25 protein-coding genes and 2 tRNA genes are annotated in these 25,709 nt (G+C 72.1%); 18 read left to right on the top strand and 9 right to left on the bottom strand.

Annotated features, from left to right (window positions below; translation table 11 throughout):
* Positions 1–13: 13 nt before the first annotated feature.
* The 5 genes from rpmA to AC5L38_RS26580 all read left to right on the top strand — a co-directional run bounded on the left by rpmA (position 14) and on the right by AC5L38_RS26580 (position 6,436).
* A complete protein-coding gene (gene rpmA, locus AC5L38_RS26600) occupies positions 14–271 on the top strand; it encodes a 50S ribosomal protein L27 (RefSeq protein WP_389917512.1) in 258 nt (85 codons plus the stop codon).
* 117 nt (positions 272–388) lie between these two features.
* Entirely contained in the window at positions 389–1,741 is a 1,353-nt protein-coding gene (obgE, locus tag AC5L38_RS26595) for a GTPase ObgE (RefSeq protein WP_495245540.1), read from the top strand.
* A gap of 154 nt (positions 1,742–1,895) precedes the next feature.
* Positions 1,896–3,020 (top strand): glutamate 5-kinase, encoded by a 1,125-nt coding sequence (gene proB / locus AC5L38_RS26590; RefSeq protein ID WP_495245539.1) that lies wholly within the window; start codon positions 1,896–1,898, stop codon positions 3,018–3,020.
* 17 nt (positions 3,021–3,037) lie between these two features.
* Positions 3,038–4,327 (top strand): glutamate-5-semialdehyde dehydrogenase, encoded by a 1,290-nt coding sequence (locus AC5L38_RS26585; protein WP_495245538.1) that lies wholly within the window; start codon positions 3,038–3,040, stop codon positions 4,325–4,327.
* 180 nt (positions 4,328–4,507) lie between these two features.
* Entirely contained in the window at positions 4,508–6,436 is a 1,929-nt protein-coding gene (locus AC5L38_RS26580; RefSeq protein WP_495245537.1) for a serine/threonine-protein kinase, read from the top strand.
* A 22-nt stretch (positions 6,437–6,458) separates the two neighbouring features.
* Here AC5L38_RS26580 and AC5L38_RS26575 read toward each other — a convergent pair whose 3' ends face one another.
* The gene (locus tag AC5L38_RS26575; protein ID WP_495245536.1) at positions 6,459–7,238 is read right to left on the bottom strand and encodes a neutral zinc metallopeptidase; all 780 of its coding nucleotides are present in this window, start codon (positions 7,236–7,238) and stop codon (positions 6,459–6,461) included.
* 95 nt (positions 7,239–7,333) lie between these two features.
* Positions 7,334–8,359 carry a M48 family metallopeptidase gene (locus tag AC5L38_RS26570; RefSeq protein WP_495245535.1) on the bottom strand — a complete coding sequence of 342 codons (1,026 nt, stop codon included), beginning with the start codon at positions 8,357–8,359 and terminating at the stop codon, positions 7,334–7,336.
* A 74-nt stretch (positions 8,360–8,433) separates the two neighbouring features.
* On the opposite strand from AC5L38_RS26570, the gene nadD reads away from it, so the two are divergent.
* The 4 genes from nadD (at position 8,434) to AC5L38_RS26550 (ending at position 10,714) form a co-directional block, all read left to right on the top strand.
* Positions 8,434–9,054 carry a nicotinate-nucleotide adenylyltransferase gene (gene nadD / locus AC5L38_RS26565; protein ID WP_495245534.1) on the top strand — a complete coding sequence of 207 codons (621 nt, stop codon included), beginning with the start codon at positions 8,434–8,436 and terminating at the stop codon, positions 9,052–9,054.
* A 403-nt stretch (positions 9,055–9,457) separates the two neighbouring features.
* Positions 9,458–9,865, top strand: coding sequence for a ribosome silencing factor (gene rsfS / locus AC5L38_RS26560; protein ID WP_362873202.1), 408 nt, complete (start codon positions 9,458–9,460; stop codon positions 9,863–9,865).
* Positions 9,862–10,509 (top strand): histidine phosphatase family protein, encoded by a 648-nt coding sequence (locus tag AC5L38_RS26555; protein WP_495245533.1) that lies wholly within the window; start codon positions 9,862–9,864, stop codon positions 10,507–10,509. The genes rsfS and AC5L38_RS26555 overlap by 4 nt, the downstream gene beginning before the upstream one ends.
* Before the next feature lie 132 nt (positions 10,510–10,641).
* Positions 10,642–10,714 (top strand) — tRNA-Ala (locus tag AC5L38_RS26550).
* Between the two features lie 232 nt (positions 10,715–10,946).
* Here the strand turns inward: AC5L38_RS26550 and AC5L38_RS26545 are convergent.
* The 3 genes from AC5L38_RS26545 to AC5L38_RS26535 all read right to left on the bottom strand — a co-directional run bounded on the left by AC5L38_RS26545 (position 10,947) and on the right by AC5L38_RS26535 (position 14,217).
* Positions 10,947–11,933 carry a helix-turn-helix transcriptional regulator gene (locus AC5L38_RS26545; RefSeq protein WP_495245532.1) on the bottom strand — a complete coding sequence of 329 codons (987 nt, stop codon included), beginning with the start codon at positions 11,931–11,933 and terminating at the stop codon, positions 10,947–10,949.
* Between the two features lie 269 nt (positions 11,934–12,202).
* Positions 12,203–13,543 carry a sensor histidine kinase gene (locus tag AC5L38_RS26540; RefSeq protein ID WP_495245531.1) on the bottom strand — a complete coding sequence of 447 codons (1,341 nt, stop codon included), beginning with the start codon at positions 13,541–13,543 and terminating at the stop codon, positions 12,203–12,205.
* The gene (locus AC5L38_RS26535) at positions 13,540–14,217 is read right to left on the bottom strand and encodes a response regulator transcription factor (RefSeq protein ID WP_495245530.1); all 678 of its coding nucleotides are present in this window, start codon (positions 14,215–14,217) and stop codon (positions 13,540–13,542) included. The genes AC5L38_RS26540 and AC5L38_RS26535 overlap by 4 nt, the downstream gene beginning before the upstream one ends.
* 50 nt (positions 14,218–14,267) lie before the next feature.
* Here AC5L38_RS26535 and AC5L38_RS26530 point away from each other — a divergent pair, with 50 nt between their 5' ends.
* Complete coding sequence (locus AC5L38_RS26530; RefSeq protein ID WP_495245529.1) at positions 14,268–14,969, top strand: hypothetical protein; 702 nt, start codon at positions 14,268–14,270, stop codon at positions 14,967–14,969.
* A gap of 100 nt (positions 14,970–15,069) precedes the next feature.
* Here AC5L38_RS26530 and AC5L38_RS26525 read toward each other — a convergent pair whose 3' ends face one another.
* Positions 15,070–15,615: a 2-thiouracil desulfurase family protein gene (locus AC5L38_RS26525; RefSeq protein WP_495245528.1), complete on the bottom strand. Its 546-nt coding sequence runs from the start codon at positions 15,613–15,615 to the stop codon at positions 15,070–15,072.
* 86 nt (positions 15,616–15,701) lie between these two features.
* On the opposite strand from AC5L38_RS26525, the gene AC5L38_RS26520 reads away from it, so the two are divergent.
* The 5 genes from AC5L38_RS26520 to AC5L38_RS26500 all read left to right on the top strand — a co-directional run bounded on the left by AC5L38_RS26520 (position 15,702) and on the right by AC5L38_RS26500 (position 19,667).
* Entirely contained in the window at positions 15,702–16,064 is a 363-nt protein-coding gene (locus tag AC5L38_RS26520; protein WP_495245527.1) for a hypothetical protein, read from the top strand.
* Entirely contained in the window at positions 16,061–16,441 is a 381-nt protein-coding gene (locus AC5L38_RS26515; protein WP_495245526.1) for a hypothetical protein, read from the top strand. Before AC5L38_RS26520 ends, AC5L38_RS26515 begins: the two co-directional genes overlap by 4 nt.
* 67 nt (positions 16,442–16,508) lie before the next feature.
* A complete protein-coding gene (locus AC5L38_RS26510; RefSeq protein ID WP_495245525.1) occupies positions 16,509–17,195 on the top strand; it encodes an SRPBCC family protein in 687 nt (228 codons plus the stop codon).
* Between the two features lie 284 nt (positions 17,196–17,479).
* Positions 17,480–18,709 (top strand): CynX/NimT family MFS transporter, encoded by a 1,230-nt coding sequence (locus AC5L38_RS26505; RefSeq protein WP_495245524.1) that lies wholly within the window; start codon positions 17,480–17,482, stop codon positions 18,707–18,709.
* 67 nt (positions 18,710–18,776) lie between these two features.
* The gene (locus AC5L38_RS26500; RefSeq protein WP_495245523.1) at positions 18,777–19,667 is read left to right on the top strand and encodes an alanyl-tRNA editing protein; all 891 of its coding nucleotides are present in this window, start codon (positions 18,777–18,779) and stop codon (positions 19,665–19,667) included.
* 20 nt (positions 19,668–19,687) lie between these two features.
* On the opposite strand, the gene AC5L38_RS26495 is transcribed toward AC5L38_RS26500, so the two are convergent.
* Positions 19,688–20,875: an NAD(P)-binding protein gene (locus tag AC5L38_RS26495; protein WP_495245522.1), complete on the bottom strand. Its 1,188-nt coding sequence runs from the start codon at positions 20,873–20,875 to the stop codon at positions 19,688–19,690.
* A 79-nt stretch (positions 20,876–20,954) separates the two neighbouring features.
* Positions 20,955–21,839: an RNA polymerase sigma-70 factor gene (locus AC5L38_RS26490; protein WP_495245521.1), complete on the bottom strand. Its 885-nt coding sequence runs from the start codon at positions 21,837–21,839 to the stop codon at positions 20,955–20,957.
* Positions 21,840–21,957: 118 nt separating this feature from the next.
* On the opposite strand from AC5L38_RS26490, the gene AC5L38_RS26485 reads away from it, so the two are divergent.
* Positions 21,958–23,388 (top strand): MFS transporter, encoded by a 1,431-nt coding sequence (locus AC5L38_RS26485; protein ID WP_495245520.1) that lies wholly within the window; start codon positions 21,958–21,960, stop codon positions 23,386–23,388.
* A 19-nt stretch (positions 23,389–23,407) separates the two neighbouring features.
* Positions 23,408–23,480, top strand: a tRNA-Ala gene (locus tag AC5L38_RS26480).
* Positions 23,481–23,749: 269 nt separating this feature from the next.
* On the opposite strand, the gene AC5L38_RS26475 is transcribed toward AC5L38_RS26480, so the two are convergent.
* Entirely contained in the window at positions 23,750–24,247 is a 498-nt protein-coding gene (locus tag AC5L38_RS26475; protein ID WP_495245519.1) for a hypothetical protein, read from the bottom strand.
* A 200-nt stretch (positions 24,248–24,447) separates the two neighbouring features.
* On the opposite strand from AC5L38_RS26475, the gene AC5L38_RS26470 reads away from it, so the two are divergent.
* Complete coding sequence (locus AC5L38_RS26470; RefSeq protein ID WP_495245518.1) at positions 24,448–25,365, top strand: diacylglycerol/lipid kinase family protein; 918 nt, start codon at positions 24,448–24,450, stop codon at positions 25,363–25,365.
* The last annotated feature ends 344 nt before the right edge of the window (positions 25,366–25,709 follow it).

Raw genomic sequence — 25,709 nt, 5'->3', positions numbered from 1 at the left:
GGAGTTTTGCGAGATGGCACACAAGAAGGGCGCGTCGTCCACTCGGAACGGCCGCGACTCCAACGCCCAGCGGCTCGGTGTGAAGCGCTTCGGCGGTCAGCTGGTCAACGCCGGCGAGATCATCGTCCGTCAGCGCGGCACCCACTTCCACCCCGGCGACAACGTCGGCCGTGGCAGTGACGACACGCTGTTCGCGCTGAGCGCCGGCCACGTTCTGTTCGGTGTCAAGCGTGGGCGCCGCGCGGTGAGCATCGTCCCGGTCGCGGAGTAGATTCGCGCCGACAGACGTTGACGGCAGGGGTGGATCGCATTCAGCGGTCCACCCCTGTTCGCGTTTTCAGCAGAGGTTCCCGCAGAGGTTCCCTCGGATAGAGCTAGGAAAGTAGACATGCCGGACTTTGTGGACCAGGTGGTCCTGCACATCAAGGCCGGTGACGGGGGAAACGGCTGTGCCTCTGTCCATCGGGAGAAGTTCAAGCCGCTGGGGGGCCCGGACGGGGGCAACGGCGGCCGGGGCGGTGACGTGATCCTGGAGGTCGACGCCAACACGGCGACCCTCCTGGAGTATCACCGCCGCCCGCACCGCAAGGCCGACAACGGCAAGCAGGGACACGGCGCCAACCGCGACGGCGCCAACGGCGGCGACATCATCATCCCGGTGCCCGACGGCACCGTGGTCAAGAACGCCGACACCGGCGAGGTCCTGATCGACCTGATCGGCGCGGGCACCCGCTACGTGATCGCCGAGGGCGGCCACGGCGGGCTCGGCAACGCCGCCCTGGCCTCCGCCAAGCGCAAGGCCCCCGGTTTCGCGCTGCTCGGCGAGCCCGGCGACGAGATCGACGTCATGCTGGAGATGAAGAGCGTCGCCGACGTGGCGCTCGTCGGCTTCCCCAGCGCGGGCAAGTCCTCGCTGATCGCCGCGCTCTCCGCGGCCCGCCCGAAGATCGCCGACTACCCGTTCACCACCCTGATCCCCAACCTCGGGGTGGTCACCGCGGGCGAGACCATCTTCACCGTCGCCGACGTGCCCGGCCTGATCCCCGGCGCCTCGCAGGGCAAGGGCCTGGGGCACGAGTTCCTGCGCCACGTCGAGCGCTGCAACACGCTCGTGCACGTGATCGACTGCGCCACGATGGAGCCGGGCCGCGACCCGATCAGCGACTACGAGGCCATCGAGGCCGAGCTGGCGGCGTACGGCAAGCTGGAGGACCGGCCGCGCCTGGCGGTGCTCAACAAGTCCGACGTGCCCGACGCCCGCGAGCTGGCCGAGATCGTGGGGCCGATGCTCCAGGAGCGGGGCCTGCGGGTCTTCTCGATCTCCGCGGCCACCCACGAGGGGCTCAAGGAGCTGACCTACGCCATGGGGGAGATGGTCGCCGCCGCCAGGGCCGCCGCTCCCGTCCTGGAGCCGACCCGCCTGGTCATCAGGCCCAAGCAGCACGGCGACGCGGGATTCGCCGTCCGCAGGGTCGACGAGCGCACCTTCCAGGTCACCGGGGTCAAGCCGGAGCGGTGGATCCGCCAGACCGACTTCACCAACGACGAGGCCGTGGGCTACCTGGCCGACCGGCTGGAGCGGCTCGGTGTCGAGGAGGAGCTCACCAAGGCCGGTGCGAAGGCCGGGGCCGAGGTGGTCATCGGTTCCATGGAGAACGGCTACATCTTCGACTGGCAGCCGACGCTCAACGCCGAGGCCGTGCGCCAGGGGCCGCGCGGCTCGGACAACCGGCTCGGCTGACGGGCTTGGCTGACCGGAGCCCGGCGGGTTCGCGTGAACGGGCCCGTTCGGACGGGTCCGCCTCGCCGGGCGGCCCGGGTTCCCATCCGGGGGTCCGGATGGGCGGCTCGGATACCCTGACCTTCCAAGTGATCATCTTTGAGAGGTACGTGTCGTGGACTCTGCGCGCGAACGGATCCGTACGGCTTCACGCCTCGTCGTGAAGGTGGGTTCGTCCTCGCTCACCACCCCGCAGGGAATGATCGACGTCGACCGGGTGGACGCCCTGGTCGACGTGCTCGGCGCCAGGCGGAAGGCGGGCACCCAGATCGTGCTCGTCTCCTCCGGCGCGATCGCGGCGGGCCTCGGCCCGCTGGGCCTGCCCGCCAGGCCGCGCGACCTCGCCACCCAGCAGGCCGCCGCCTCGGTCGGCCAGGGCGTGCTGGTGGCCCGCTACACCTCCTCCTTCGCCCGCTACGGCCTGCGGGTCGGCCAGGTGCTGCTCACCGCCGACGACATGATGCGCCGCTCGCACCACGTCAACGCCGAGCGCACGCTGGCCCGGCTGCTGGAGCTGGGCATCGTCCCGGTGGTCAACGAGAACGACACCGTGGCCACCGACGAGATCCGCTTCGGCGACAACGACCGGCTCGCCGCGCTGGTCGCCCACCTGACCCGGGCCGACGCGCTGGTGCTGCTGTCGGACGTGGACGCCCTCTACGACGGCGATCCCCGCCGTCCCGGCGCCCGCAGGCTCGCCGAGGTACGCGGGCCCGAGGATCTCGTCGGGGTCGAGCTCGGCAAGGGGGGCGCGGTAGGGACCGGAGGCATGATCACCAAGGTCCAGGCCGCCAAGATCGCCACAGGAGCGGGGGTTCCCGTGGTGCTGACCGCCGCCGCGCACGCCGCCCAGGCCCTCGCGGGAACCGACGTCGGCACCTACTTCCACCCCGGCGGACGCCACCCCGGCACCCGCCTGCTCTGGCTGGCCCACGCCACCACCGGCCGGGGCCGTCTGCACCTGGACTCCGGCGCCGTCGAGGCGGTGGTGAGCCGCCGCAAGTCGCTGCTCCCGGCCGGGGTCACCTCGGTCGAGGGGGAGTTCGCGGCGGGCGACCCGGTGGACCTGTGCGGGCCGCTCGGCCGGGTGGTCGCGCGCGGCCTGGTCAACTTCGACGCGGGGGAGATCCCCGGGCTGCTCGGACGCTCCACCCGTGAACTGGCCGCCAGCCTGGGGCCCGAGTACGAGCGAGAGCTGATCCACCGCGACGACATCGTCATACTGGAATCCCACAACTAGTTCTTTTGGAGCGCGAGATGTCCGAGGACTTCCTGAAGGTTGCCCTGGCGGCGAAAGAGGCCGCCGCCGAGCTGGCCCCGCTGCCGAGGGCGCCGAAGGACGCCGCGCTCCGCGCGATGGCGGACGCGCTCGTGGCCGCGTCCGCCGAGATCGTCGCGGCCAACGCGCTCGACGTCGAGCGGGCCAGGGAGAGCGGGATCTCCGAGTACATGATCGACCGCCTCAGCCTGAACGAGGCCAGGATCGAGGCGATCGCCGAGGCGGTCCGCGAGGTCGCCGACCTTCCCGACCCCGTCGGCGAGGTGATCCGGGGCAACACGCTGCCCAACGGGCTGGAGCTGCGCCAGCTGCGGGTCCCGCTCGGCGTGATCGGCATCATCTACGAGGGCCGCCCCAACGTGACCGTGGACGCCGCGGCGCTCTGCCTCAAGAGCGGCAACGCCACCCTGCTGCGCGGCTCCTCCAGCGCGTACGAGTCCAACACCGTCCTCGTCAGGATCATGCAGGAGGCGCTGGCGGGCACCCAGGTGCCCGCCGGGGCCGTCCAGCTGGTCCCCGGGCAGAGCCGCGACTCGGTCAAGGAGCTCATGCGGGCCCGCGGCCTGGTCGACGTGCTGATCCCGCGCGGCGGCGCCTCGCTGATCAACTCGGTGGTGGAGGAGTCCACCGTCCCGGTGATCGAGACCGGCGTGGGCAACTGCCACGTCTACGTCGACGCCGACGCCGACCAGGACCTCGCGATCCAGATCCTGCTCAACTCCAAGGTCCAGCGGCCCTCGGTGTGCAACTCCGCCGAGACGCTCCTGGTGCACGCGGCCGTGGCCGACTCCTTCGTGCCGCGCGCGCTGGCCGCGCTGGCGGCGGAGGGCGTCACGGTGCACGGCGACGCGCGCGTCGCGGCGTACGGCGACGTGGTGCCCGCCGAGGAGGAGGACTTCCGGGTGGAGTACCTCTCGCTGGACATCGCCGCCGCCGTGGTCGACTCGCTGGAGGACGCGGTGGCGCACATCAGGAAGTACGGCTCGGCCCACACCGACGCGATCGTCACGCGCTCGGTCAGCGCCTCCCGCAGGTTCGTCGCGCTGGTCGACTCCGCGGCCGTGGCGGTCAACGCCTCGACCCGGTTCACCGACGGCGGGGAGTTCGGCTTCGGCGCGGAGATCGGCATCTCCACCCAGAAGCTGCACGCGCGCGGTCCCATGGGCCTGCCGGAGCTGACCTCCACCAAGTGGGTCTACACCGGCGAGGGCCACCTGCGCACGGCCGAGGGCACGGTCCTCGCCTCGCCCGAGGCGGCTGCCCGCTAGTTCCGGCGGGGCGTCCCGGGCTCCCGGATCTTTCAGGGAGCCCGGCGTGCCGCCGGGAAAACGTCACACTCGCCCGCTATGGTGTGGTCTCCTATGGCTGGAGAGCAGGGAAGCGAGCGGGAGTGAGCGACCCGATAGGCGCAGCGGTCCCTGACCCATGTGGCCGACGCAGGAGGTCACGTGGGTCGTCTCGGGCGGGTCGGTCCCTACACGTTGCTGGAACGTCTCGGCCGTGGGGGAATGGGCGAGGTCTACCTCGCCTCCAGCCGCCGGGGTGACAACGTCGCGCTCAAGGTGCTCCACGACGTCCACGACGCCGGCTCCGAGGCCCGGGTGCGCCTGGAGCGGGAGGTCCGCGCCCTGCGCAGGGTCGAGAGCCCCTACGTCGCCCGCGTCGTCGACGCCGACCTCGACGGCGACCGGCCCTACCTGGTCATGGAGCACATCGAGGGAGACACCCTCCTGGAGCGGGTGCGCCGAGAGGGCCCCCTGCGGGACGGTGCCCTGCTCAGCGTCGCGCAGGGGCTCGCCGTCGCCCTGTCGATCATCCACGCGGCCGGGGTCGTGCACCGCGACCTCAAACCGGCCAACGTGGTGGTCAGCGGGGACGACGAGCCCGTCCTCATCGACTTCGGCATCGCCCACGTCCTGGACGCCACCCGGCTCACCCTGACCGGCACCTTCCTGGGCACCCCCGGCTACGCCGCCCCCGAGCTGTTCGCCGACGAGCACGTGGGCGAGCCCGCCGACGTGCACGCCTGGGCGGCCACCGTGGCCTTCGCCGCGACCGGCCGCCCCACCTTCGGCGGGGGCACCGTCGAGGCGCAGATGTACGCGATCCTCAACGGCCAGGCCGATCTTGAGGGCGTCCCGGCCGCGCTGCTGCCGCTGATCCGTGCCGCCCTCCACCGCGAGCCCGCCAAACGCCCCACCGCCGCGCTCCTCACCGGCCGCCTGGGCCGGCTGGCCCGCGTGATCCCGTCCGAGGCGGGGGCGGCCAGGAAGCCGTCCGCCCCCAAGAAGGAGAAGCCCGGTACGGCGAGGTCCGGCGCCAGGGGCGAGGACTCCGCCAGGGGCGGCAGGGCGGCCAGGGCGGAGAGCGGCAGGGGGAGGCCGCCCGTCCCGGTGGACGGCGCGGCGCGGACGCCCCGGCTCCCGGCGGCCGGTGCCGACGGCACGCCACGCGGCGGGCGGGCGGTGCCCGCCGGCGAGGCGGCCCGCGCGGCGCGGGCGCTCCCAGTGGCGGGTGAGGCGGCCCGGGGCGGGCGCGCGGCCTCCGCGGTCGGTGAGGCGGCCCGTGGCGGCCGATCGGCCTCCACGGCCGGTGAGACGCCTCGCGGGGGGCGTACGGCTTCCACGGCCGGTGAGACGCCTCGCGGGGGGCGTACGGCCTCCACGGCCGGTGAGACGCCGCGTGGGGGACGGGCGGCCTCCGCGACCGGCGAGACGTCCAGGACCGGCCGGCCCCCGGCCCCCGCCGAGACGTCGCGCGGCGGGCGTCCGGCCGCCGCGGCCAGGACCGTACGGCGCCAGTCCGGCAAGGGGAGGGGCGGCGCGGCCGGGGAGCTCCGGGAGGGGGGCAGGGCGGGGCCGCTGCCCGCGGGCAACGCGGCGCTGCTCCTGCTGGCCGTCCTGGCCGTCCCGTGCGTCGTGGCCACGGCCATCTGGCCACCGGCCACCTTCGCCGTCACCGGGTTGTTCGCCACGCTGGCCCGCGCGCTGTGGGCCGGTCACTGGATGGTCAGGAAGCGCAAGTCGGCCAGGACCCGGGCGGTCCTGCGGGTGCTGGGCTTCCCGCTGGCCTTCGCCGTCTCGCTGCTGACCGCCCTGGTGTGGCCCGGCCTGCCGGCGGCGGCCCTCGCCGGGTGCGCGCTCTGGCTCACCCTCGGGGGCTCGCTGCCCCCCGACTGGTGGGCGCATCCCGCCCCGATAGCCGTCGCCGGCGTCGTGTTCGGCGTCGTCTGCGGCGGCATCCTCGGCCGGGAGATCGAGCGGATCGGCGCCGAGCTCGTCGAGCTCCGCAAGGAGGGCCTGCGCGCGCTGGCCGTGCTGGGCGGGTTCGTCGCCCTGTGCTCCGCGGCCGTGCGCGCGATCGCCCTCCTCGTGTAGACGTCCTCGGGCCCCGGGTCGGTCAGGCGACCTTGGCGGGGGTGGCGGCCCAGGTGTTGCAGGAGGCCGGGTCGCTGGTGGTGTAGCCGCGCTTCGTCCAGGCCACGCGGTTGGCGCCCTTGCCGTAGACCCGGGCCTCGCCCTTGACGTCCCCGTTGTTCTTAAGGATGCGCAGCAACTCGTTCCAGTCCCTGGTCCCTCGCCCGAAGGAGGACCAGACGCTCCGGATGAACACACCGCTCAGGCAGTCGGTCTGCAGGCCGGCGCGGCGGATCTGCTCGTTCAGCTCGTTCTTGTTCGCGTACGGGGCTTTCTCGAACGCCTTCTCGATTCCGGTGAGGCCCGCCACATGCGAGCCGTACAGCCATCCCGTCACGTGGAGCAGCCAGAGGTCGTCGGCGTCTTCGAGCCAGTCCCGGCCGATCTGCACCAGTATCGTTCGTGACTTGAGGCAGTAGTACGCCTGCGAATTCGCCTTGGGATCCACGGTGAAGTCGCAGTAACCGGTGGGCACCTTGTTGACGAACTTGAGCCTCGGCTTGTTGAACGACAGCTCCGCGGCCTCGAAGTGCGGCTCCCACGCGGCGTTCAGGCAGTTGGTGACGGCCGTGATGTACCGCTTGGCCAGCGTCCGGCTGTTGTCCTTGATCGGCGGCTCGGCGCACCTGGTCTGGGCGAGCTTGCCTGAGCTGTAGAGGGCGTTCTCCGTCAGAGCCGGGTCCTTGATCGGGTAGGCGTTCGCCGTACCGGTGAGAAACAGTCCGGCCGCCGCGGCCATAGCCATGATCATTCTAATTCTCATGGGGCACGATAATAGGGCAATTTTCGCTTATGTCCGACCTGTATTAAAAAAGGGCCCGGGAACAGTCGTCCGGGCCCTTTCGGTGGAACTCCGCGTTAATTTCCATCGCGGCGGGAGAAGCGGTTGAAGATGCGCTCTCCGGCGTTGACGGCGCCTTCGGCCACGTCGCGCAGGACGCCGATGAACGGGTCCTGGGACTGTGACCAGGAGTCGCGGTAGGAGCGGGCGGCGGCCCTGACCTCCTCGGAGATCTTCGCGTTGGCGTCGTCGGCGCGGCGGGGGTACTCCCCGGCGATGATCGTGTCGTACTCGCCGCTGCGGCGCCACTTGTCGAGCTCGGCGACGCGGGAGACGGCGAACGGGTGGGTGGTGCCCAGCAGGTTGAGGACCTTGAGCAGGCCGTCGCGGACGTCGCCCGCCGTGTCGTACTCGCGTGCCTGGTCGAGGAAGGCCTCGATGTTCATCTCGTGCAGGCGCGAGCCGCCGGCGAGCTTCATCAGGGCGCGCAGCGCCGCGTCGGAGTCCTGGCCGCAGAGCAGGCCGCCACGGTCGGCGGAGAGCTCGGACTTGCGGTGCCACTCCTCCAGGCCGGCCACGATCGCGCGCAGGCCGATGTAGCCGAGCGGGATCCAGGCCACGCGGGTGGCCAGGCGGGTCAGGATGTCGAGCATGGTGCGGTAGACGGCGTGGCCCGACAGGATGTGGGCGGTCTCGTGGCCGATGACGAAGCGCTGTTCCTCCTCGTCCATCAGGTCGAGGAGGCCGGTCGTGACGACGATGAACGGGTCGTCGAAGCCGATCGCCTTCGCCTGCACCAGCGGGCTCTGCTGCACGTAGACCTCGGGAATGCGGTGGAGGTCGAGCGTGTAGGCCGCGTCGCGGCCCATGTCGTGCAGGGCTCGGAACTGGGTGTCGCTGGTCCGCACGGCCGAGGCGAGGTAGATCAGGCGCAGGCGGCGCTCACTGACCAGGCCGGACATCTGCTTGAGCACCGTGTCGAACCCGCTGAGCGACCGGAGGGCGACCAGCGCTGACCGGTCGGCGGGATGTTCGTAGGCGCGCGAGCTGATGCCGGGAAGCTGCACGCGGTTGCGATCCGGGGTGGTGGTCATGTCCGGCATGCTACGTCGGGTATGCCTGCCCCGCGCGGGGGGTGGTTAAAAGCTGTGTACGGCTTGCACGTATGGTCCGTTTCATGATGAACGCGCCTACCGGCCAGGGAAAGCGACGTCTGGGCGTCATGGGCGGGACCTTCGACCCGATCCACCACGGCCACCTGGTCGCGGCCAGCGAGGTCGCCCACCACTTCGATCTCGACGAGGTGGTCTTCGTGCCGACGGGGAAGCCGTGGCAGAAGGCCGACAAGATCGTCTCGGCCGCCGAGGACCGCTATCTCATGACGGTCATCGCGACCGCCTCCAACCCCCGGTTCTCGGTGAGCCGCGTCGACATCGACCGTCCGGGGCCGACCTTCACGATCGACACGCTCCGGGAGATCTCCGCCGCCTGGGGGCCCGACGTGGACCTCTACTTCATCACCGGAGCCGACGCCCTCGCCCAGATCCTGAGCTGGCGCGACGTGGACGAGCTGTTCACCATCGCGCACTTCGTGGGCGCCACCAGGCCCGGCCACGTCCTGCGGGACCCGGGCCTGCCGGAGGGCAAGGTCAGCCTGGTGGAGATCCCGGCGCTGGCCATCTCGTCGTCGGAGTGCCGCCAGCGGGTGGTCTCAGGGGAGCCCATCTGGTATCTCGTCCCCGACGGCATCGTCCAGTACATCAACAAGCGCGGCCTTTACGGCGGCACGTCCTCGTGATCTTCCGGTGGCCGCCGGCGGGCGGGGCGAGGGGAGCGGGCGAGGGGTGGCTGGAGCGGATGGATGGCGAAAAATCCTGCGAATCGCGCTGAGCTGGTGAAATATCGCAGCTTAGAACGTGTTCCCATGAAATTCGCTATGATTTGAGGCGTCTGCGTGGGGCGAGTATCCGCAGCTCACCCGGCATGATCGTCGAACGGCCCGGCCGGTGCCCGTCCCACCCGAGATCGACAAGCGCGGTCCCGGCCGCGGAGGACGCCCCTGATCAGGCCGCCAATTCGTTTGCGGCGCGGAATCGGGTGGCACACGATAGGCGTTGTTCAAAAGGTGGCTCTTCAACGAGCCCCGAATCGGGCACCCTGATAGGTGACAGCGCCGACTAGCAGGAGGACTGACCCACACCGTGACAGCAACCGACAGATCCGTCCAGCTCGTCAGGCTCGCCGCCGAGGCGGCCGCGGACAAGCTGGCCGATGACATTCTCGCCTATGACGTGAGCGACCAGCTCGTCATCACCGACGCGTTCGTGCTCTGCTCCGCCTCCAACGACCGCCAGGTCCGCGCCATCGTCGACGAGATCGAGGACCGGCTGCGGATCGAGGCCGACGCCAAGCCCGTCCGCCGCGAGGGCGAGCGCGAGGGCCGCTGGGTCCTGCTGGACTACATCGACATCGTCGTGCACGTCCAGCACGAGGAGGACCGCACCTTCTACGCGCTCGAGCGCCTGTGGAAGGACTGCCCCTCCATCGCGCTGCCCGACAGCGTGACCCAGGTCGCCGCCCAGCGCGCCCGCGGGGCGGTAGCTGAGTGAGTCGTCGCGTCGTCTGCCTCAGGCACGGCCAGACGCTGTGGAACGTCGAGCACCGCTTCCAGGGTCACAGCGACATCCCCCTCGACGAGACCGGGATCGCACAGGCCGCCCGCGCGGCCTCGCTGCTCGCCGCGCTCCGCCCCACGATGATCGTTTCCTCCGATCTCCAGCGGGCCTTCGACACCGCCTCGGCGCTGGGCCGCGTCACCGGCCTGGACGTCACCGTCGACAAGGACCTGCGCGAGCGGGGCGGCGGCCAGTGGGAGGGGCTCACCCGCGAGGAGATCTCCGAGAGGTGGCCACGGGAGTTCACCGCCTGGGAGGCCCCGGGCGGTGAGGCGGTCGGCGACGTCGCCGACAGGGTCTCCTCGGCCGTACGCCGCTGGGCGGGGGAGATGGACTCCGACGGCCTGCTGGTCGTCGCCTCGCACGGGGCGGCGATCCGGCTCGGCATCGCCAAGCTGATGAACCTGCCGCAGGAGCTCTGGCCCGCCCTGGGCGGGCTCGGAAACTGCTCGTGGTCGGTGCTGGAGGAGGCGCGCAAGGGCTGGCGCCTGCTGGAACACAACGCCGGGACCCTCCCCGAGCCGGTCAGGAGCGACGACAGCCCCGAGGCCACCGATGACGGCCCAGAGGCCACCTGAGAGTGACCTTCGGGCGGCACGGCTTGCGCCCCGGTGGCGGGCGCGGGCCGGGCGGCTGTCGATTAGGTGAACACGCGGATGTCCTTATATGCTTCCCGAGCGCCGCGACGAGAGCACTCGAAGCGGTGACCAGGGGCTATGGCGCAGCTGGTAGCGCGCCTCCATGGCATGGAGGAGGTCTGGGGTTCGAATCCCCATAGCTCCACGTCGGGCCGTTCTCCGAACGGGCCCGGAACGCGTCGCCGAGATCCCGTCCGATCATCCCGATCGGGCGGGATCTCGCCGTTTCCGGGGCTCGGGAACGGCCGTGGTCGCCCGGTGCCGGGCCGATCGTAGATCACGGTGAGCGTGAGCGACGACGGGCCGCGAGCCGGTCGCCCGGTGCCGGGCCGCTCGTGGATCCCGGCGGGTGTGAGCGACGACGCGCCGCGAGCCGGTCACCCGGTGCCGGGCCGGTCGTAGATCCCGGCCACCGCCCGCGCGGTCTCCGCGACGAGGTCGCGCAACTCCGCCGGGGCGACGACCTCCAGGTCCGCGCCGAAGCGCAGGAAGTCCGCCAGCGCGTGCCGCGGGGACTCGACCGGGACCGTGACCCGCGTCCAGCCCTCGTGGTCGGGAGGTTCCGCGGTGGCCTCGGCGGCTCGCAGGACGGCCGGGCGGACCATGTCCGGCAGCCGCTTCATGCCGAACGGCGAGAGCCTGATGACGGCCTCGCCCCCCAGGAGCCGTTCCTCGAACTCCTCCAGGGCGCCGTCCCAGTGCGCGGCGAGATCGAAACCGGCGGGCCGCTCGAACCGCTCCCCGAGCGCGGGCGGCCCCAGGATCTGCGAGACCCGGTAGGTCCGCACGTGCTCGCCGCCGCGCGCGACGAGATACCAGCGTCCCCCCTTGAGGACCAGCCCGTACGGCTCCAGCGTGCGGACCACGTCCTGGGGGGCCTTCCAGCGGTGGTAGCGGATCTCCAGGCGGCGCTCGTTCCAGACGGCGTCGGCCACCGCCGCCAGGTGCGGGGTCTCGTCGGTGCCGTGGTACCAGTCGGGCGCGTCGAGGTGGAAGCGCTCGCGGATCCGCCCGGCCCTGTCCCTGAGCTCGACCGGGAGCGCCGCCATCAGCTTGAGCCCCGCGGCCGTCACCACCGGGCCGAGGCCGAGCGCGGCGGCGGGACCCGGCATCCCGGCCAGGAACAGCGACTCCGCCTCGCCCGCGGTCAGCCCGGTGAGGCGGGTCCGGTACCCGTCGAGCAGCCGGTAACCGCCGGAGGGGCCCGCGTCGCCGTACAGCGGCACGCCGGCGGAGTGGAGCGAGTCCACGTCGCGGTAGACGGTCCGGACCGAGACCTCGAGTTCGGCCGCCAGTTCCCGGGCGGTCATCCTGCCGCGGGCCTGCAGGAGCATCAGCAGGGAGATGAGACGGCTCGCGCGCATGTCACGAATTATCCGGTTATCCGGTGAGGGCGCAGATGTGGGTTCCCGGCTCGCCCTTGCCGCGCCGGCCGCGCCTCCTCCGTCTGAACGCGAGGCCGGCGCGGTAGGGCGAACCGGGAACCACGGACGTGGGGGACGTCCGCGCTCCTCTTCATGATCGGTCAGCCGGAACGGTGAAAGGGGGCGTTTTAGGCTTACTTAAGGTTGGTTTACGGATGACCTAACCAACGCCCGAAGCGGGTTGCCACGCCGGTCGTACGGCACGGCCCTCAGCGTGGTGCCTTCCTGCGCGGCCAGCGGTCGCCGACCAGGCGCCGGGCGGTACGCGGGGGCCGGTCGTGCCGGTCGGTGCGGAACCAGAGCTGGACCCTGGCGCCGCCGAGGGAGGAGGCGTCGATCCGCAGCGTGCCGCCCGAGGACTCGGCGAGCCTGCGGGCGATGTCCAGGCCGAGGCCGGTGGAGCCCGCCCCGCTGGTCCCGCGCCGCAGCGCCGCCTCGGGGTCGCGGATGCCGGGACCGGCGTCGGCGATCAGCATGCCGACGGTGCCCGACCCCTGGTGCAGGGTCACCGTGAACGCCGTGCCCTCGGGGGTGTGCCGGAAGACGTTGCCGAGCAGGGCGTCCAGCACGGCGCTGAGCTCGGTGGCCGCGACCGGCACCCGTACGGGCGCCGAGGCGCCGATCAGCTCCCAGGGGCGCCGCTGGTCCTCGGCCAGCGCGGACCAGAAGGTCAGCCGCTCGCGCAGCACCTCGGCGGCGTCGCAGTGGACGAGCTCCGGCGCGCGGGAGGGCTGCCTGGCCGCCGCGATGATCTGGTCCACCTCGGCCTCCAGCCGGCCCAGCGCGCTCCTGCTCTGCTCGGCCTCGGGCCCCAGGTGGTCCAGGCTGAGCCGGAGCGCGGTGAGGGGGGTGCGCAGGCGGTGCGACAGGTCGGCGGCCATCTCCCGCTCGGCGGCCAGCAGCTGGACCACGCGGTCGGCCATGCTGTTGAACGCCTCACCGGCCGCGACCAGCTCGGGCGGGCCCTCGGGCCGGATGCGGACGCTGAGGTCCCCGGCGCCCAGGGCGCTCGCCGCCTTTCCCAGTCGCCGGGCCGAGCGCACCACGCGCACGCCCAGCCGGTCGCCGACCAGCAGCGATCCGGCGACGAGCACCGCGGCCACCCCGCTCAGCACCGCCCACGACGAGGCCACGCCCCGGGTGAGGTCCGCCGACGGGATGAAGATCTCGATGACCACGGTCCTGCCGCCGTCCAGGGCGACGGGGCGCAGCAGGAGGTAGCCGGTGTCCATCTCGGCGGTGATGGCCCGGGTGAGCCGGGAGGCCGCGGCCACGGTGTCGGCGGGGGCCCTGACGGTGCCGGCCGACCCGCCGCCGGGCAGGTGGACCGCGATCCGGTCCCGCGCGCCGGTGCTGAGCAGCGCGTGGGTCAGCCGGTCCGGATCGACGGTGATGGCCAGCACCGGGACCAGCGCCGAGGCCTGCCGTTCCGCCTCGGCCATGGCCCGGCCGTGGGCGATCTCCCTGACGATGAGCCCGAGCGGGATCAGGAAGGCCAGGGCGACCATCGAGGTTCCCGCGACGGTGAGCAGGGCCAGGGTCCGCCTCACGGCGGCGTGATCAGCATGACCCCCACGCCGCGCACGGTGTGCAGGTAGCGGGGGGAGGAGGCGCTCTCGCCGAGCTTGCGGCGCAGCCACGACAGGTGGACGTCGATCGTCTGGTCGTCCCCGTAGGACTGCTGCCACACCTCGGTGAGCAGTTCCTTGCGGGAGACCACCCGGTCGGCGCGGGCGGCGAGGTAGGCGAGCAGGTCGAACTCACGCCGGGTGAGGGTGAGCGGGGCGCCGTCCAGCCCGGCCTCGCGCCGGTTGAGGTCCACCGACAGCGCGCCGACGGACAACACCGAGGGCGGGGTCGCGCTCCGCGCCCGGCGCAGCACGGCGTCCAGACGGGCGTTCAGGTGGTCGCCGGAGAACGGTTTGACCAGGTAGTCGTCGGCCCCGGCCTGGAGGAGCCTGACGATCTCCGCCTCGTTGTCCCTGGCCGTGGCCACGATGACCGGCACGCTGGAGACGCTGCGGACCATCTTGAGCGCCTCCGCCCCGTCCAGGTCGGGCAGCCCGAGGTCGAGGACCACCGCGTCCGGGGGGTTCTGGGTGATCTCCCTCAGCGCGTCGAGGGCGCGCCCCGCGCTGCGCACGGCGTGCTGGCGCCTGCTGAGTTCCTGGATGATCGCGGATCGTACGTACTCGTCGTCTTCGACCACTAGAACCGTCGCCATGCCGTGTAACGGTAGTGAACAACGAGACATATGGCGTAATAATTCACGACATGCGGCAGACGCTGGGGTTCATAGCGGTGTGGTGCGGGGCCACCGTCCTGGCGATCTCGGTCGCCTGGTTCGGCGTCCGCGACGTGCTGCGCAGCGAGGTCTTCGACGACGCGAGCGTCGAACCCCTCAACGCCGCCCTCGGCCGTACGGGAGACTCGACGCTGCCGCCGGGAGCGCCCACGGGGCCGCAGACCGTCGGCACGCCGACCGCCACCTCCGCCGCGCCCGGCCGGAGCCCGGCGCCGCGCCTCACCCCGTCCGCGCGGGACACCGCCGGGCCGCGGCCGGAGCGCTCCCCGTCGAGGACCGCCGCGACGCCGGCACGCACGCGGCAGGCCGGACTGTCCCGTCCCGAGCCGTCGGCGTCCCCGTCGAGATCCCCCTCCAGGGCCCCGTCCAGGCCCGGCGCGACCCAGAGCGCCCCCGCCCCCTCGTCGTCCGCCGCCGCCAGGGCGACGGCCACCAGGACGCGGTCGGTCTCCACCGAGAACCTGCGCGTGGTGAACGTCAAGGGCGGCTCGGTCTCGTTCGCCATCGAGAACGGGGTGTGCCGCCTGATCGCCGCCGCTCCCAACGCGGGCTACGAGGCCAAGGTCGCCTCGGCCACCGGCTGGATCCGGGTCGACCTCGTCCAGGGGCAGCACGGCTCGGCGGTCTTCTGCATCGGAGGGGAGAACCGCACCGACCTGTGGGAGTACTAGAACCGGTCGCCGGGAGCGCCGAGATCGCGGGGGTGCTCTCCCGGCAGGTCCTTCAGGCGCCGGCCCCCGGGGTGGCGGGGGTGCTCTCCCGGCAGGTCCCTCAAGTACCGGCCCCCGGGGTGGCGGTGGGTTCCTCGCGCGGGCCGGGGGGCCGGTCGCCGAGGTCGCGCAGGCGCGCGGCGGCCTCGGCGAGGCGCTCCTCGCCGAAGACCGCGACGCCGTGCCGTTCCAGCAGGGCGGTGGTGACCCCGTTGCCGGGCACCCGCCGGCCGCCGAAGGCGCCGTCGTAGACCGTCAGGCTGCCGCAGGAGGGACTGCCCTCCTTCAGGATCGCCACCCGCACACCGTGGGCCCGGGCGGCGGCCAGCGCCGCCCGCGCGCCGGCGAGGAAGGCCTCCGTGACGTCGGCGCCCGCGGCGGTCAGCACCCGGGCCGTCCCGGCCAGGACCGCCTCGCCCCCGGCCCCGCCCTCGATCTCCGCGGCCGGGCGCGGGACGGGCAGGCCGCCCTCGACCTCGGGGCAGAACGGGACGAGCCGCCCCTCCCGCCGCCACTCGGCCAGCAGCGCGTCGCCGCTCGTCTTGGCGGCCCCGTCGTAACGGACCTTCCGCCCCATCAGGCAGGCGCTGACCAGGATCCTCTCCACGGCCCCAGAGTACGTGGCGCGGCGCGGGGGGCGAGGGGGCCGGGCAGTACCCTTCTGCCCATGCTTCTCGATGTCCCGGGGTCCCGATGATCGGCCCGCTCGCGACCGGCCTGATCCTGTTCTCACTGGTGATCGGGATCTTCGGCCTCGTCACCACGATGAGGAACAGGGCGATGGGAAGGACGCTCCTCGTCTCGCTCGGGGTGCTGGAACTCGGCCTGCTCGTGCAGGCGGGGTTCGTGATCGCCGCGCTGGTGCGGGGCGAGGGGCCCGCGGAGACGGCCACGCTCATCGGCTACCTGGCGGGCAGCCTGATGATCCCGCCGGCGGCGGCGTTCTGGGGGGTCGGCGAGCGCTCGCGCTGGGGTCCCGCGGTGATCGCGGTGGCGGGTTTCGCGATCCCCGGGATGGTCGGGCGGATGCTCCAGGTCTGGCAGGGACTGCCGTGAGCGAGCCGGCGATCGGCACCGGTCCCGGACGCGCGCTGGTGGCGGTCTACGGGGTGTTCGCCCTCGCGGCGGGGGCCCGCGCCGCCGTGCAGATCGCCACCCGGTTCCACGAGGCCCCGCTGGCCTACTCGCTGTCGGCGTTCGCCGCCGCCGTCTACGTCGTGCTCACCGTGGCGCTGGCCAGGGGGAACAGGACCCTGGCACTGGTGGCCTGCGGTGTCGAGCTGGCCGGGGTGCTCATCGTGGGCACGCTCAGCATGGCCGACCCCGAGGCCTTCCCGCGTGCCACGGTCTGGTCGGGTTACGGAAGCGGATATCTGTTCATTCCGCTTGTGCTTCCTGTCCTGGGGCTTTACTGGCTCTTGCGGCGCCGCTAGTTAGGCCCGCACCTCACCGGGCATGTGTGCCTCCCGAACCGACCGAACCACAAGGGAGGACACGGTCATGAGCTCGATTGAACAGTCCGTCGACGTCAACGTGCCGATCCGGACCGCGTACAACCAGTGGACCCAGTTCGAGAGCTTTCCCGAGTTCATGGAAGGCGTCGAGACGATCAAGCAGTTGAGCGACACGCGCACGGCGTGGGTCGTCGAGATCGCGGGGGTCCGCCGGGAGTTCGAGGCGGAGATCACCGAGCAGCACCCCGACGAGCGGGTGGCCTGGAAGTCGGTCGAGCGGCCGCACCAGGCTGGCGTGGTGACCTTCCACCATCTCGGCCCCGACACCACCCGGGTCACGTTGCAGATGGAGTACGACCCCGAGGGGTTCGTCGAGACCGTCGGTGACTGGCTGCAGATCGTCCGCCTGCGCGTCCGTGGCGACATGGAGCGTTTCAAGACCTTCATCGAGTCGCGCGGCGGCGAGACCGGAGCGTGGCGCGGCGAGGTGCCCGGCCCGCACGAGCGCGGCGAGGCCGGTACCGGTGCCGGTACCGGTACCGGCACCGGTGACCTGGGCGAGCACCGCGGCACCGGAGGTCTCGACGAGGCTGTGCCTTCGCCGCCTCCGCGCACGGTGGGCCAGCCCTACCCGACGGACCCGTCGCTGCCCCCGCCCGGTGGCACGCCGCTGCCCCCGGCCGGTCGCGGGCTCGGCGAGGAGCCGCCGCCCGCTCCGGGGCCGCGCATCTGACGCGCGCCCGAGGTAGGCGCGCCCGGTGCCGTCGCCCTGACGTCCGCTGCCCGAGCTGTCCGGGGTTCCGGGCATCCGGAAGCCGGGGCCGCGCCGGTGCGTGAGAGAGCCGGGTCACGTTCTGTAAAGAGGAACGTGGCCCGGCTTTCACGTTGTCAGCTGTTCGCACCCGATGCGGTCCGGCGCGTGAGGTCAGGAACAAATCGAGGTTTCAGTCCTGTTACAGTCGGGGTCAGCCAATCATCCTACGATTGGATGAAACCCTAAGGAGGACTGAAACCAGCATGAGCGTGCTCACCCATCAGACCAGGGGCCGCACCGGTGGAACGACAGGCTCTCTCGCCTGGTTGCTCGTGCTGGGGATCGTTCTCGCGGCGCTGAACCTGCGCACCGCCGTCACGAGCGTCGGGCCGGTTCTCGACCAGATCACCTCTGGTCTCGGCATGACCGCCGTCGGAGCCGGGCTGCTCACGACGCTGCCCGTGCTCATCTTCGCCTCGGTCGGCGCGGTCACCCCCGCGCTGGCCAGGAAGGTCGGGGAGCACCGTCTTCTGCTCCTCGCCCTCGTCGTCCTCGGCGCGGGCCTGCTCATCCGATCGATGGTGGGCTCGGCCGAGGTCTTCCTCTACAGCAGCGCCCTGGCGCTGTCGGGCGGTGCGGTGGGCAACGTGCTCATCCCCAGCCTGATCAAGCGTCACTTCCCCGGCCGGGCCGGAACCATGACCACCGTCTACACCACCGCCCTCGCGGTGGGCACGATGCTCGCGGCCGCCGCGACCGTGCCCATCCAGCGGGCCACCGACGGCAACTGGCACGTTGCCCTCGGGGTGTGGGGGGCGTTCGCCGCCGTCGCCGCCATTCCGTGGCTTGCGCTCTCGCGCAGTGAGCCGGAGCGGCACGGAGCGAGCGGGGGAACGGGTGCCCGCGCCCTGCTCCGCAGCAGGCTGGCCTGGGCGGTCGCCGCCTACTTCGGAACCCAGAGCATGGTCGCCTACATCATGTTCGGCTTCCTGCCGAAGATCCTCACCGACGGCGGCTACACCACCTCGCAGGCGGGCCTGGTCCTGGGCGTCTTCACCGCGATCGGCATCCCGGTCTCGCTGGTCGTGCCCGCGATCGCGTCGAGGTTCTCCGACCAGAGGCCCGTGGTGGCCGCCTTCGTCCTCTTCTACACCGCCGGTTTCCTCGGCCTCTGGCTCGGGCCCTCCACCCTCGCCTGGGCCTTCGCCAGCCTGGTCGGCGTCGGCATGGGGTCGTTCCCGCTCGCGCTGACCATGCTCGCCATGCGTACCCGCACCCCTGATGCGACGGCCGCGCTGTCGGCCTTCGGGCAGAGCACCGGATACCTCATCGCGGGTGCCGGGCCCCTGGTCGTCGGCGTCATGCACGAGTCGACCGGCGGCTGGACGCTGCCGTTCCTGCTGCTGTTCGCGGTGGTCGCCGTCCAGCTCGTGGCCGGCTGGTACGCGGGCCGTCCGGGCTACCTGGAGGACGAGCGGGCCCTGACGCGCTGACCCGTCGTGACCGGTACGGCCTGCGCCCTTGCGGGGGCGGCGCAGGCCGTACCGGCATAATGGGGCGATGCCAATCACGGATTCGACGCGGGTCGGCTACCCGGGCGGAGAGGTCAGGGGGCGTTCGGCCGTCGTCGCCACCGTGCCGGTCGGCGACGGGTATGGAACCGTCGTGGCCGAGACCCCTTTCCACCCGCTGGACCACACCTGGCCCGACCAGCCCGCCGACACGGGGACCATCGGCGGGATCGCGGTGACCGACTGCGTGACCGGGGCCGTGGCCGTGGCCGAGGGCGGGGGCGGGGAGACCGTCCGCCTCGGCGCGGACATCCCGGTGCGCCGGGGGACCCCGGGCTGGCACTGGCTGGTCGTCCACGTCACCGCCGAGCCTGTTGACGGTCTCACCGAGGCCGAGGCCGAGGCCGGGGCCGGTGGCGAGGTCGAGCTGGTGGTCGACGCCGCGCGGCGCCGGGCGCTCTCGGCGGGGCACACCGCCTGCCACCTCGCCGCCCTCGCGCTCAACGGGGCGCTGGCCGGGCGGTGGCGCAAGGAGGTGCCCGCCGACGGGCTGGGCCACCCCGACTTCGACCAGGCCGCCATCGTCTCCTCGCGGATCCTCCCCGGCGGCAGCCACGACGTCTACCGGCTGGGCAAGTCGTTGCGCCGCAAGGGGTTCGGCACCGAGGGGCTGGCCGAGGAACTCCCGGAGATCGCCCGGCTCGTCGGCGACCGGCTCGGGGCGTGGATCGCGGCCGACGCCGCCGTCGGGATCGACAGCCCCGGCCCGGAGCTGACCGCCCGGCGCACCTGGCGCTGTGCCCTGCCCGAGGCCGAGGTCTCCATCCCGTGCGGGGGTACGCACCTGTCGAGCACCGCCGAGCTCGGCACCGTCGCCGTGACCCTGGACCTGTCCGCCGACGGTTCCGAGCTGACCATGCGCACCACCGTCGGCCCGTAGGCGCCGGGCAGGTCACGCGGTCAGACGTGGCTTCGGGCGCCCGCCGCGGAGACGGCCCGCAGGGCGGCCCTCGCGGCGATCAGGGCGCTGTGCGAGGAGACCTCGCTGAGCAGGCCGGGAGCCGCCACCGCGTCACCGGCCAGCCAGACGCCGTCGCCCCGGTCGATCGCGGGCCGGTCCCGCCAGGTGGCCCCCGGCAGGTCCAGGGCGCCGGTGCGGCCGTTGCAGGTGGCCTCCCGCCGCCAGGTCGCCCGCTCCCGCCAGCCGGGCAGCCCGAGATCGGCCACCCGCTCCACCCTGGAGATCGCCTCCGCCCTCGTCTCCCCCGGCCTGACCGGCATCTGCAGCTGGCAGAGACTGTGCCCGTCGGGGGCGAGCGAGGGGTCCGGCAGGCTGTAGCGCTCCATGAAGCCTCCCTCGTCCAGGTCGGAGACGAGGAAGAGGTCGCCGGCGCCCGCGCGCAGACCCAGGTCGAGCAGCACGGCCTTCCCGCTCTCCCAGCGCAGCGACCCGTCGCCGAGCAGCGTCCTGGCGGCGTCCAGCGAGGTCGCCACGATCACGGGGGCGCCCTCGGGCAGGCGGTCCACCCGCGAGCCGGCCTCGATCCGCACGCCCAGGCCGCGCGCGTGGACGGCCATCCGGTCGATCACCCGCCCCCAGCCGCCGGTGACGTAGCGCGGAGCCGGATACCTCGGCGCGGTCGCCCGCAGCACCCGCTCCCAGACGAACGCCGCCGACAGCCGCCCGGGATCCGCGTCATAGGTGATCACCCCGACCAGTCCCGCGGCGGCCCGCATGGCCTCCTCGCCGAGACGGCGGGTGGCCCAGGTCCCGAAGTCCTCGTCCACCGGTGCCCGCAGCCGCCGCCTGGCGAGCGCCCTCAGCAGCGACCGGGGCGGCATGCCCGACAACCGGCCGCCGTGGCGGAACCTGCTCCTGGCGAGCATGCCCGGCGTGAGCCTGGTGTACGGCCGGACCAGCCCCCTGGCCGCCAGCCAGCGCCAGGGCTCGCCGTCGGAGTAGAAGACGTGGGTGCCCTCGTTGGCGACGTACGGCGTGGCGGTGCTGCGGGCCCGGCCGCCCAGCTCCCGGTGCGCCTCGTGGAGGGTGACCCGTGCGCCGCCCTCGGCGCACGCGATGGCCGCGGTGAGGCCGGCGAGCCCGCCGCCGACGATGGTGATCTCGTTGCCGCTGATGTCTCGTGTCATGCCCGTACGACGGACCCGGGGATGCCGTTCGTGACATCGCCGCCGTGCCGTTCCCCCGGACGCCTCTGCCCGGGAGACGTCAGAGGTGGGCGAGCTTCTCCGGGTTCGCCACCAGGAAGACGGTCCTGATCAGGCCGTCCTCGACGACCAGGGAGAACACGGTGATCGGCCGGTCCTCCGCGGTCACCACCATGGCCGGCCCGCCGTTCACCTCCGTGATCCTCACGCCGAATCCGGAGACCGGTTCGCCCCCGATGCTCTCCATGAAGGCCCGCAGGCGGTCCCGGGAGGCGATCGAGGACAGGAAGCGCGCCACCCTGCCCGCGCCGACGATGACCCGCAGCGGGGCCTTGGCCTTGCCGCCGCCGTCGCTGACCAGCGACACGTCCTCGGCGAGGATCGCGGTCAGCGCCCCCAGGTCACCGCCCGAGGCCGCCTCGGCGAACCGCTCGGTGAGCCTGCGCCGCAGCCCCCGGTCCACCTCGAACCTCGGCCTGCCCTCCTGGACGTGCTCCCTGCCGCGCCGGGCGAGCTGCCGGGTCGCCGCCTCGCTGCGCTCGATCATCTCGCCGATCTCCGCGTACGGCATGCCGAACGCCTCCCGCAGCACGAACACCGCGCGCTCCAGCGGGGACAGGGTCTCCAGCACCACGAGCAGGGCCAGCTCCACCGACTCGGCCAGCTCGGCGTGCTCGGCCGCGTCGGGGGTGACGATCAGCTCCGGCAGCCACGACCCGACGTAGGCCTCACGCCGGCTCCTCACCCGCCGCAGCCGGTCGATGGAGAGCCGCGTCACGACCTTGACCAGGTACGCCCGGTGGTCCTCCACTCGCGAGACATCCACCCCCGACCAGCGCAGCCACGCCTCCTGGACGACGTCCTCGGCGTCGGTCACGCTGCCCAGGATCCGGTAGGCGACCCCGGCGAGCAGGTCGCGATGCTCTTCGAAACGCTCAACGGCCATAGGGGAACAGACGTATCACGGCGCCCCGGTGTGACACGACCCGGTAAACGGTCGTTTACAGCGACCCTCTACCATGCGAGGGCGGAAGTCGACAGCGGGGACAGCGAAGGAGCGGGCAGTGACGGGAACGACCCTCGCCGAACCGGGCACCACGCGGCAGGGCAGGCACCTGTGGCTCACCCTGGTGGCACTCTCCACGGCGGGGATGGTCGTCTCCGTCCAGCAGACCGTGGTCATCCCGCTGCTGCCCCGGCTGATGGTCACCTTCGGCGTGTCGGTGGCCGAGGTCACCTGGGTCTTCACCGCCTCGCTGCTCGCCGGCGCGGTGGCCACTCCGCTGCTGTCACGCCTCGGCGACATGTACGGCAAGAAGCGGATGATCCTGCTCACCGTCGGCCTGCTCGTCCTGGGCTCGGTGGTCTGCGCCCTGTCCGGCTCCCTCCCCATGTTGATCGCCGGGCGGGCCCTGCAGGGCGCGTCGACCGCGCTGATCCCGCTGGCCATCGGCATGATCAAGGACGGTTTCCCGCCCGCCAGGGTCATGACGGCCATCGGGGCGGTCAGCGCCACCATGGGCGTCGGCGGCAGCCTCGGCATGATCGTCACCGGTCTGATCGCCGACCGTACCTCCGACCACCACCCGGTCTTCTGGATCACCGCCGGTCTCGCCGTGGCCGCGATCGTCCTCATCGCGCTCAGCGCCCGCGACGGCGGGGCCGGTGCCGGAGGCCGCCCCGACCTCGTCGGCGCGGCGCTGCTGTCGGTCTGGCTCGTCTGCCTGCTGCTGGCGATCTCCAAGGGCAACGACTGGGGCTGGGGCTCGGGAACCGTCGTCGGGCTGTTCGCGGGCGCGGCCCTGTTCTGCGCCGCGTGGGTCGTCACCCAGATGCGGCTCCGGGCGCCGATGGTACGGCTGCACCTGCTCGTCGGCCCCCGGTCCCTGCCGGCCAACCTGGCCTCGCTGCTCCTGGGCTTCGCCATGTTCGGCTCCTTCACCCTGATCTCCAGCTTCATCCAGACGCCTTCGTCCGCCGGGTACGGCTTCGGCGGGTCGGTCCTCGACGTCGGCATCTACGCCCTGCCCAGCACCGTGACCATGCTGCTGGCCTCCTTCGTGGCGGGCCGCCTCTCCATGCGGCTCGGCCCCGCCTACTCCCTCGCCCTCGGCGCGGGCCTGTGCGCGACCGGATTCGGCTGGTTCACCCTCTTCAACGACTCGGTGTTCCACCTGATCGGCTCCAACGCCGTGCAGGGGCTGGGATTCGGCATCGCCTACGCGGCGCTGGGGGCACTCGCCGTGCAGCACGTGCCCATGGACCAGAGCGGCATCGCCAGCGGCATCAACTCCCTGGTCCGCTCCATCGGCGGCAGCGTCTCCGGCGCGGCGACCTCGGCCCTCCTCACCTCCGTCACCATCGCCGGAACCTCCGTCCCCTCCCGCGACGCGTACGTGATCTCCTTCGCCATCATCACCGCGAGCGCCGTGGGCTCCGCGGCCGTCGCGCTCGCGACCGGAATGCGGGCGCGAGGAGTGTCCGGAGTCGGTTAGGATTTCATCTGCATCGCAAGGGGCTATGGCGCAGCTGGTAGCGCGCCTCCATGGCATGGAGGAGGTCTGGGGTTCGAATCCCCATAGCTCCACTTCGGTGACTGGGGTCCGCTGTTCGCAGGCTTGAAGCCTGCTCCCGGCGGGCCCCTTCGTCGTCTCCACGGGGGGACGACCCCCCGGGCCCCCCGGTGTGGGGCTTCGCCCCCACGGCCCCCCTTTCCTCGCTTCGCTCGGGGGCCGCCTCACCGGCTGGGCGGTTTCGGAACCGGCTACACGTTTTCCTTGATCGCGAGTTCGGCTCGTCGGCCGTTTCCCGCCGGTACGGGAGGCGGTGAGCGGTGATCGCGAAGGTGGGGGCGGGTCAGTCGTCCGAGGCGACGACGACGGTCAGGGAGTCCTGGTTCCGGTCGATCAGGATGAGTTCGTGGAACTCGCCGAGAATCCATCCCAGGTCGTCGTCGCGGGCCGCCTCGTCGAGGTCGCGGAGGCGGTAGCGGGAGGTGGCCGCGCGGATCAGCGGGTAGACCTCGGACTCCAGGTCGTGGGCGATCGTCTCGGGGAGGTCGGCGTACCTGTCGGCCCAGGTGCGGATCGTGGCGCAGGCCGTCTCCTGGTCGACCTCCTCGAACGAGGCGGCGGAGAGCGCGTCGAGGCGGTAGGGGCCGTGCACCGGCCCGCCGTCCTTCCAGGAGTCGGAGCCCAGGTAGTCGTCCCGGTACAGCTGGTGGGAGAGCAGCGCGGTGAGCAGCGGTTCGTCGTCCTGGGGGGCGATGAGGCGGAAGTGCTTCACGTCCACCCAGCGGTAGGTCCTGTCCTTGAAGTTGACCAGGGTGGTCGAGGCGAACGCCAGTTGCTCCATGGGTGTGACGATAGTGACTCCCGGGATCCGTTCATCGCCGATTGGCCGAACTGGATGAGTGATCGGGAAACGGAGGAAACGGGGCACGAGCTGGGGGCGAGCGGCGAGCGGCCCCCGATCTTCGGGGGAGGGGGCGACGTTTGCGGCCCCGGGGTGAGGGCAGCCGTTGGCATATCCGACGTGGCGCCACAGGAGGTCAGATGCTGCCCCGCAAGCAGAAGGTCGGCACGGTCGCGGTGATCGCCCACCAGAAGAAGACATTCGGCGGAGGGCTGGACGAGCTGCGCAGGCTCCTCGCCGACGAGGGAGTCGACGAGCTGCTCTGGTACGAGGTGCCCAAGAGCAAGAAGGCGCCGAAGAAGGCGAAGAAGGCGTTGAAGGAAGGGGCCGACCTGGTCCTGGTGTGGGGTGGCGACGGCATGGTGCAGCGCTGCGTGGACACGCTCGCCGGCTCCGGCGTCACGGTCGGCATCCTCCCCGCGGGGACGGCCAACCTCTTCGCGCAGAACCTGGGCATTCCAGAGGACCTGCCCAAGGCCGTGCACATCGCCTTCCACGGCGAGAGCAGGAAGCTGGACCTCGGGAAGGTCAACGGGGAGCACTTCGCCGTCATGGCCGGCGTCGGCTTCGACGCGGCGATGATCGAGGACGCCGACCGGGGGCTGAAGGACCGCCTGGGGCGCGTGGCGTACGTCTGGACGGGTCTGCGCCACGTCCGGGGGGAGCTCGTGCGGATGGAGGTCAAGATCGACGGTGTGACGTGGTTCGAGGGCGAGGCGAGCTGCCTGCTGCTGGGCAATGTCGGCACCATCACCGGCGGCATCGAGGCGTTCGACGACGCGCGTCCCGACGACGGATGGCTGGAGATCGGCGTGACCACCGCGACGGGGCCGATCCAGTGGGCCCGCGTGCTCGGCCGGATGAGCGTGGGGCGGTCCGACGAGTCGCCGTTCGTCCGGATGTCCCGGGCGCGCAAGGTGACCGCCACGTTCGCCACCCCCATGACCTACGAGCTGGACGGCGGCGCCAAGGGCACCGTCACCGAGCTCAAGGCCAAGGTCGTGCCCGGCGGCATCACCATCCGTGTTCCCGAGTCCACCGACTCCGACCAGCCGTGATCCCGGGCCGTCGGCCCTGACCGGCCGTACCCGCGCACGACCGGTGCGCGGGTACGCCGTCGAAGTGCTACTAAAAACCCCTTTTAGTTAACATTCATGACAAATGTAGATTGGATATGGTTTATCGACTGATTTCGCTTAATGGGAAGAGTGGGTCGATGGCCGGTAAACGCTGGACCGAGGCCGACGTTCCCGATCGGCCGGACCGCGTCGCACCGGTCACCGGTGCCGGTCCCGGCCCGGAGGCAGCCCCGGTGGTCGCCTGTCGTGTCACCGGCGGGGCGGCCGGCGCGAGGACCGCCCCCGGTGCGCGTGGTCGTCCCGCATTCGTCCGTACCGGCGCG

It is taken from the genome of Streptosporangium nanhuense (assembly GCF_059358815.1).
The sequence above is the reverse complement of the archived record's forward strand: the minus strand, read 5'-3'. Positions and strand labels throughout refer to the sequence as shown.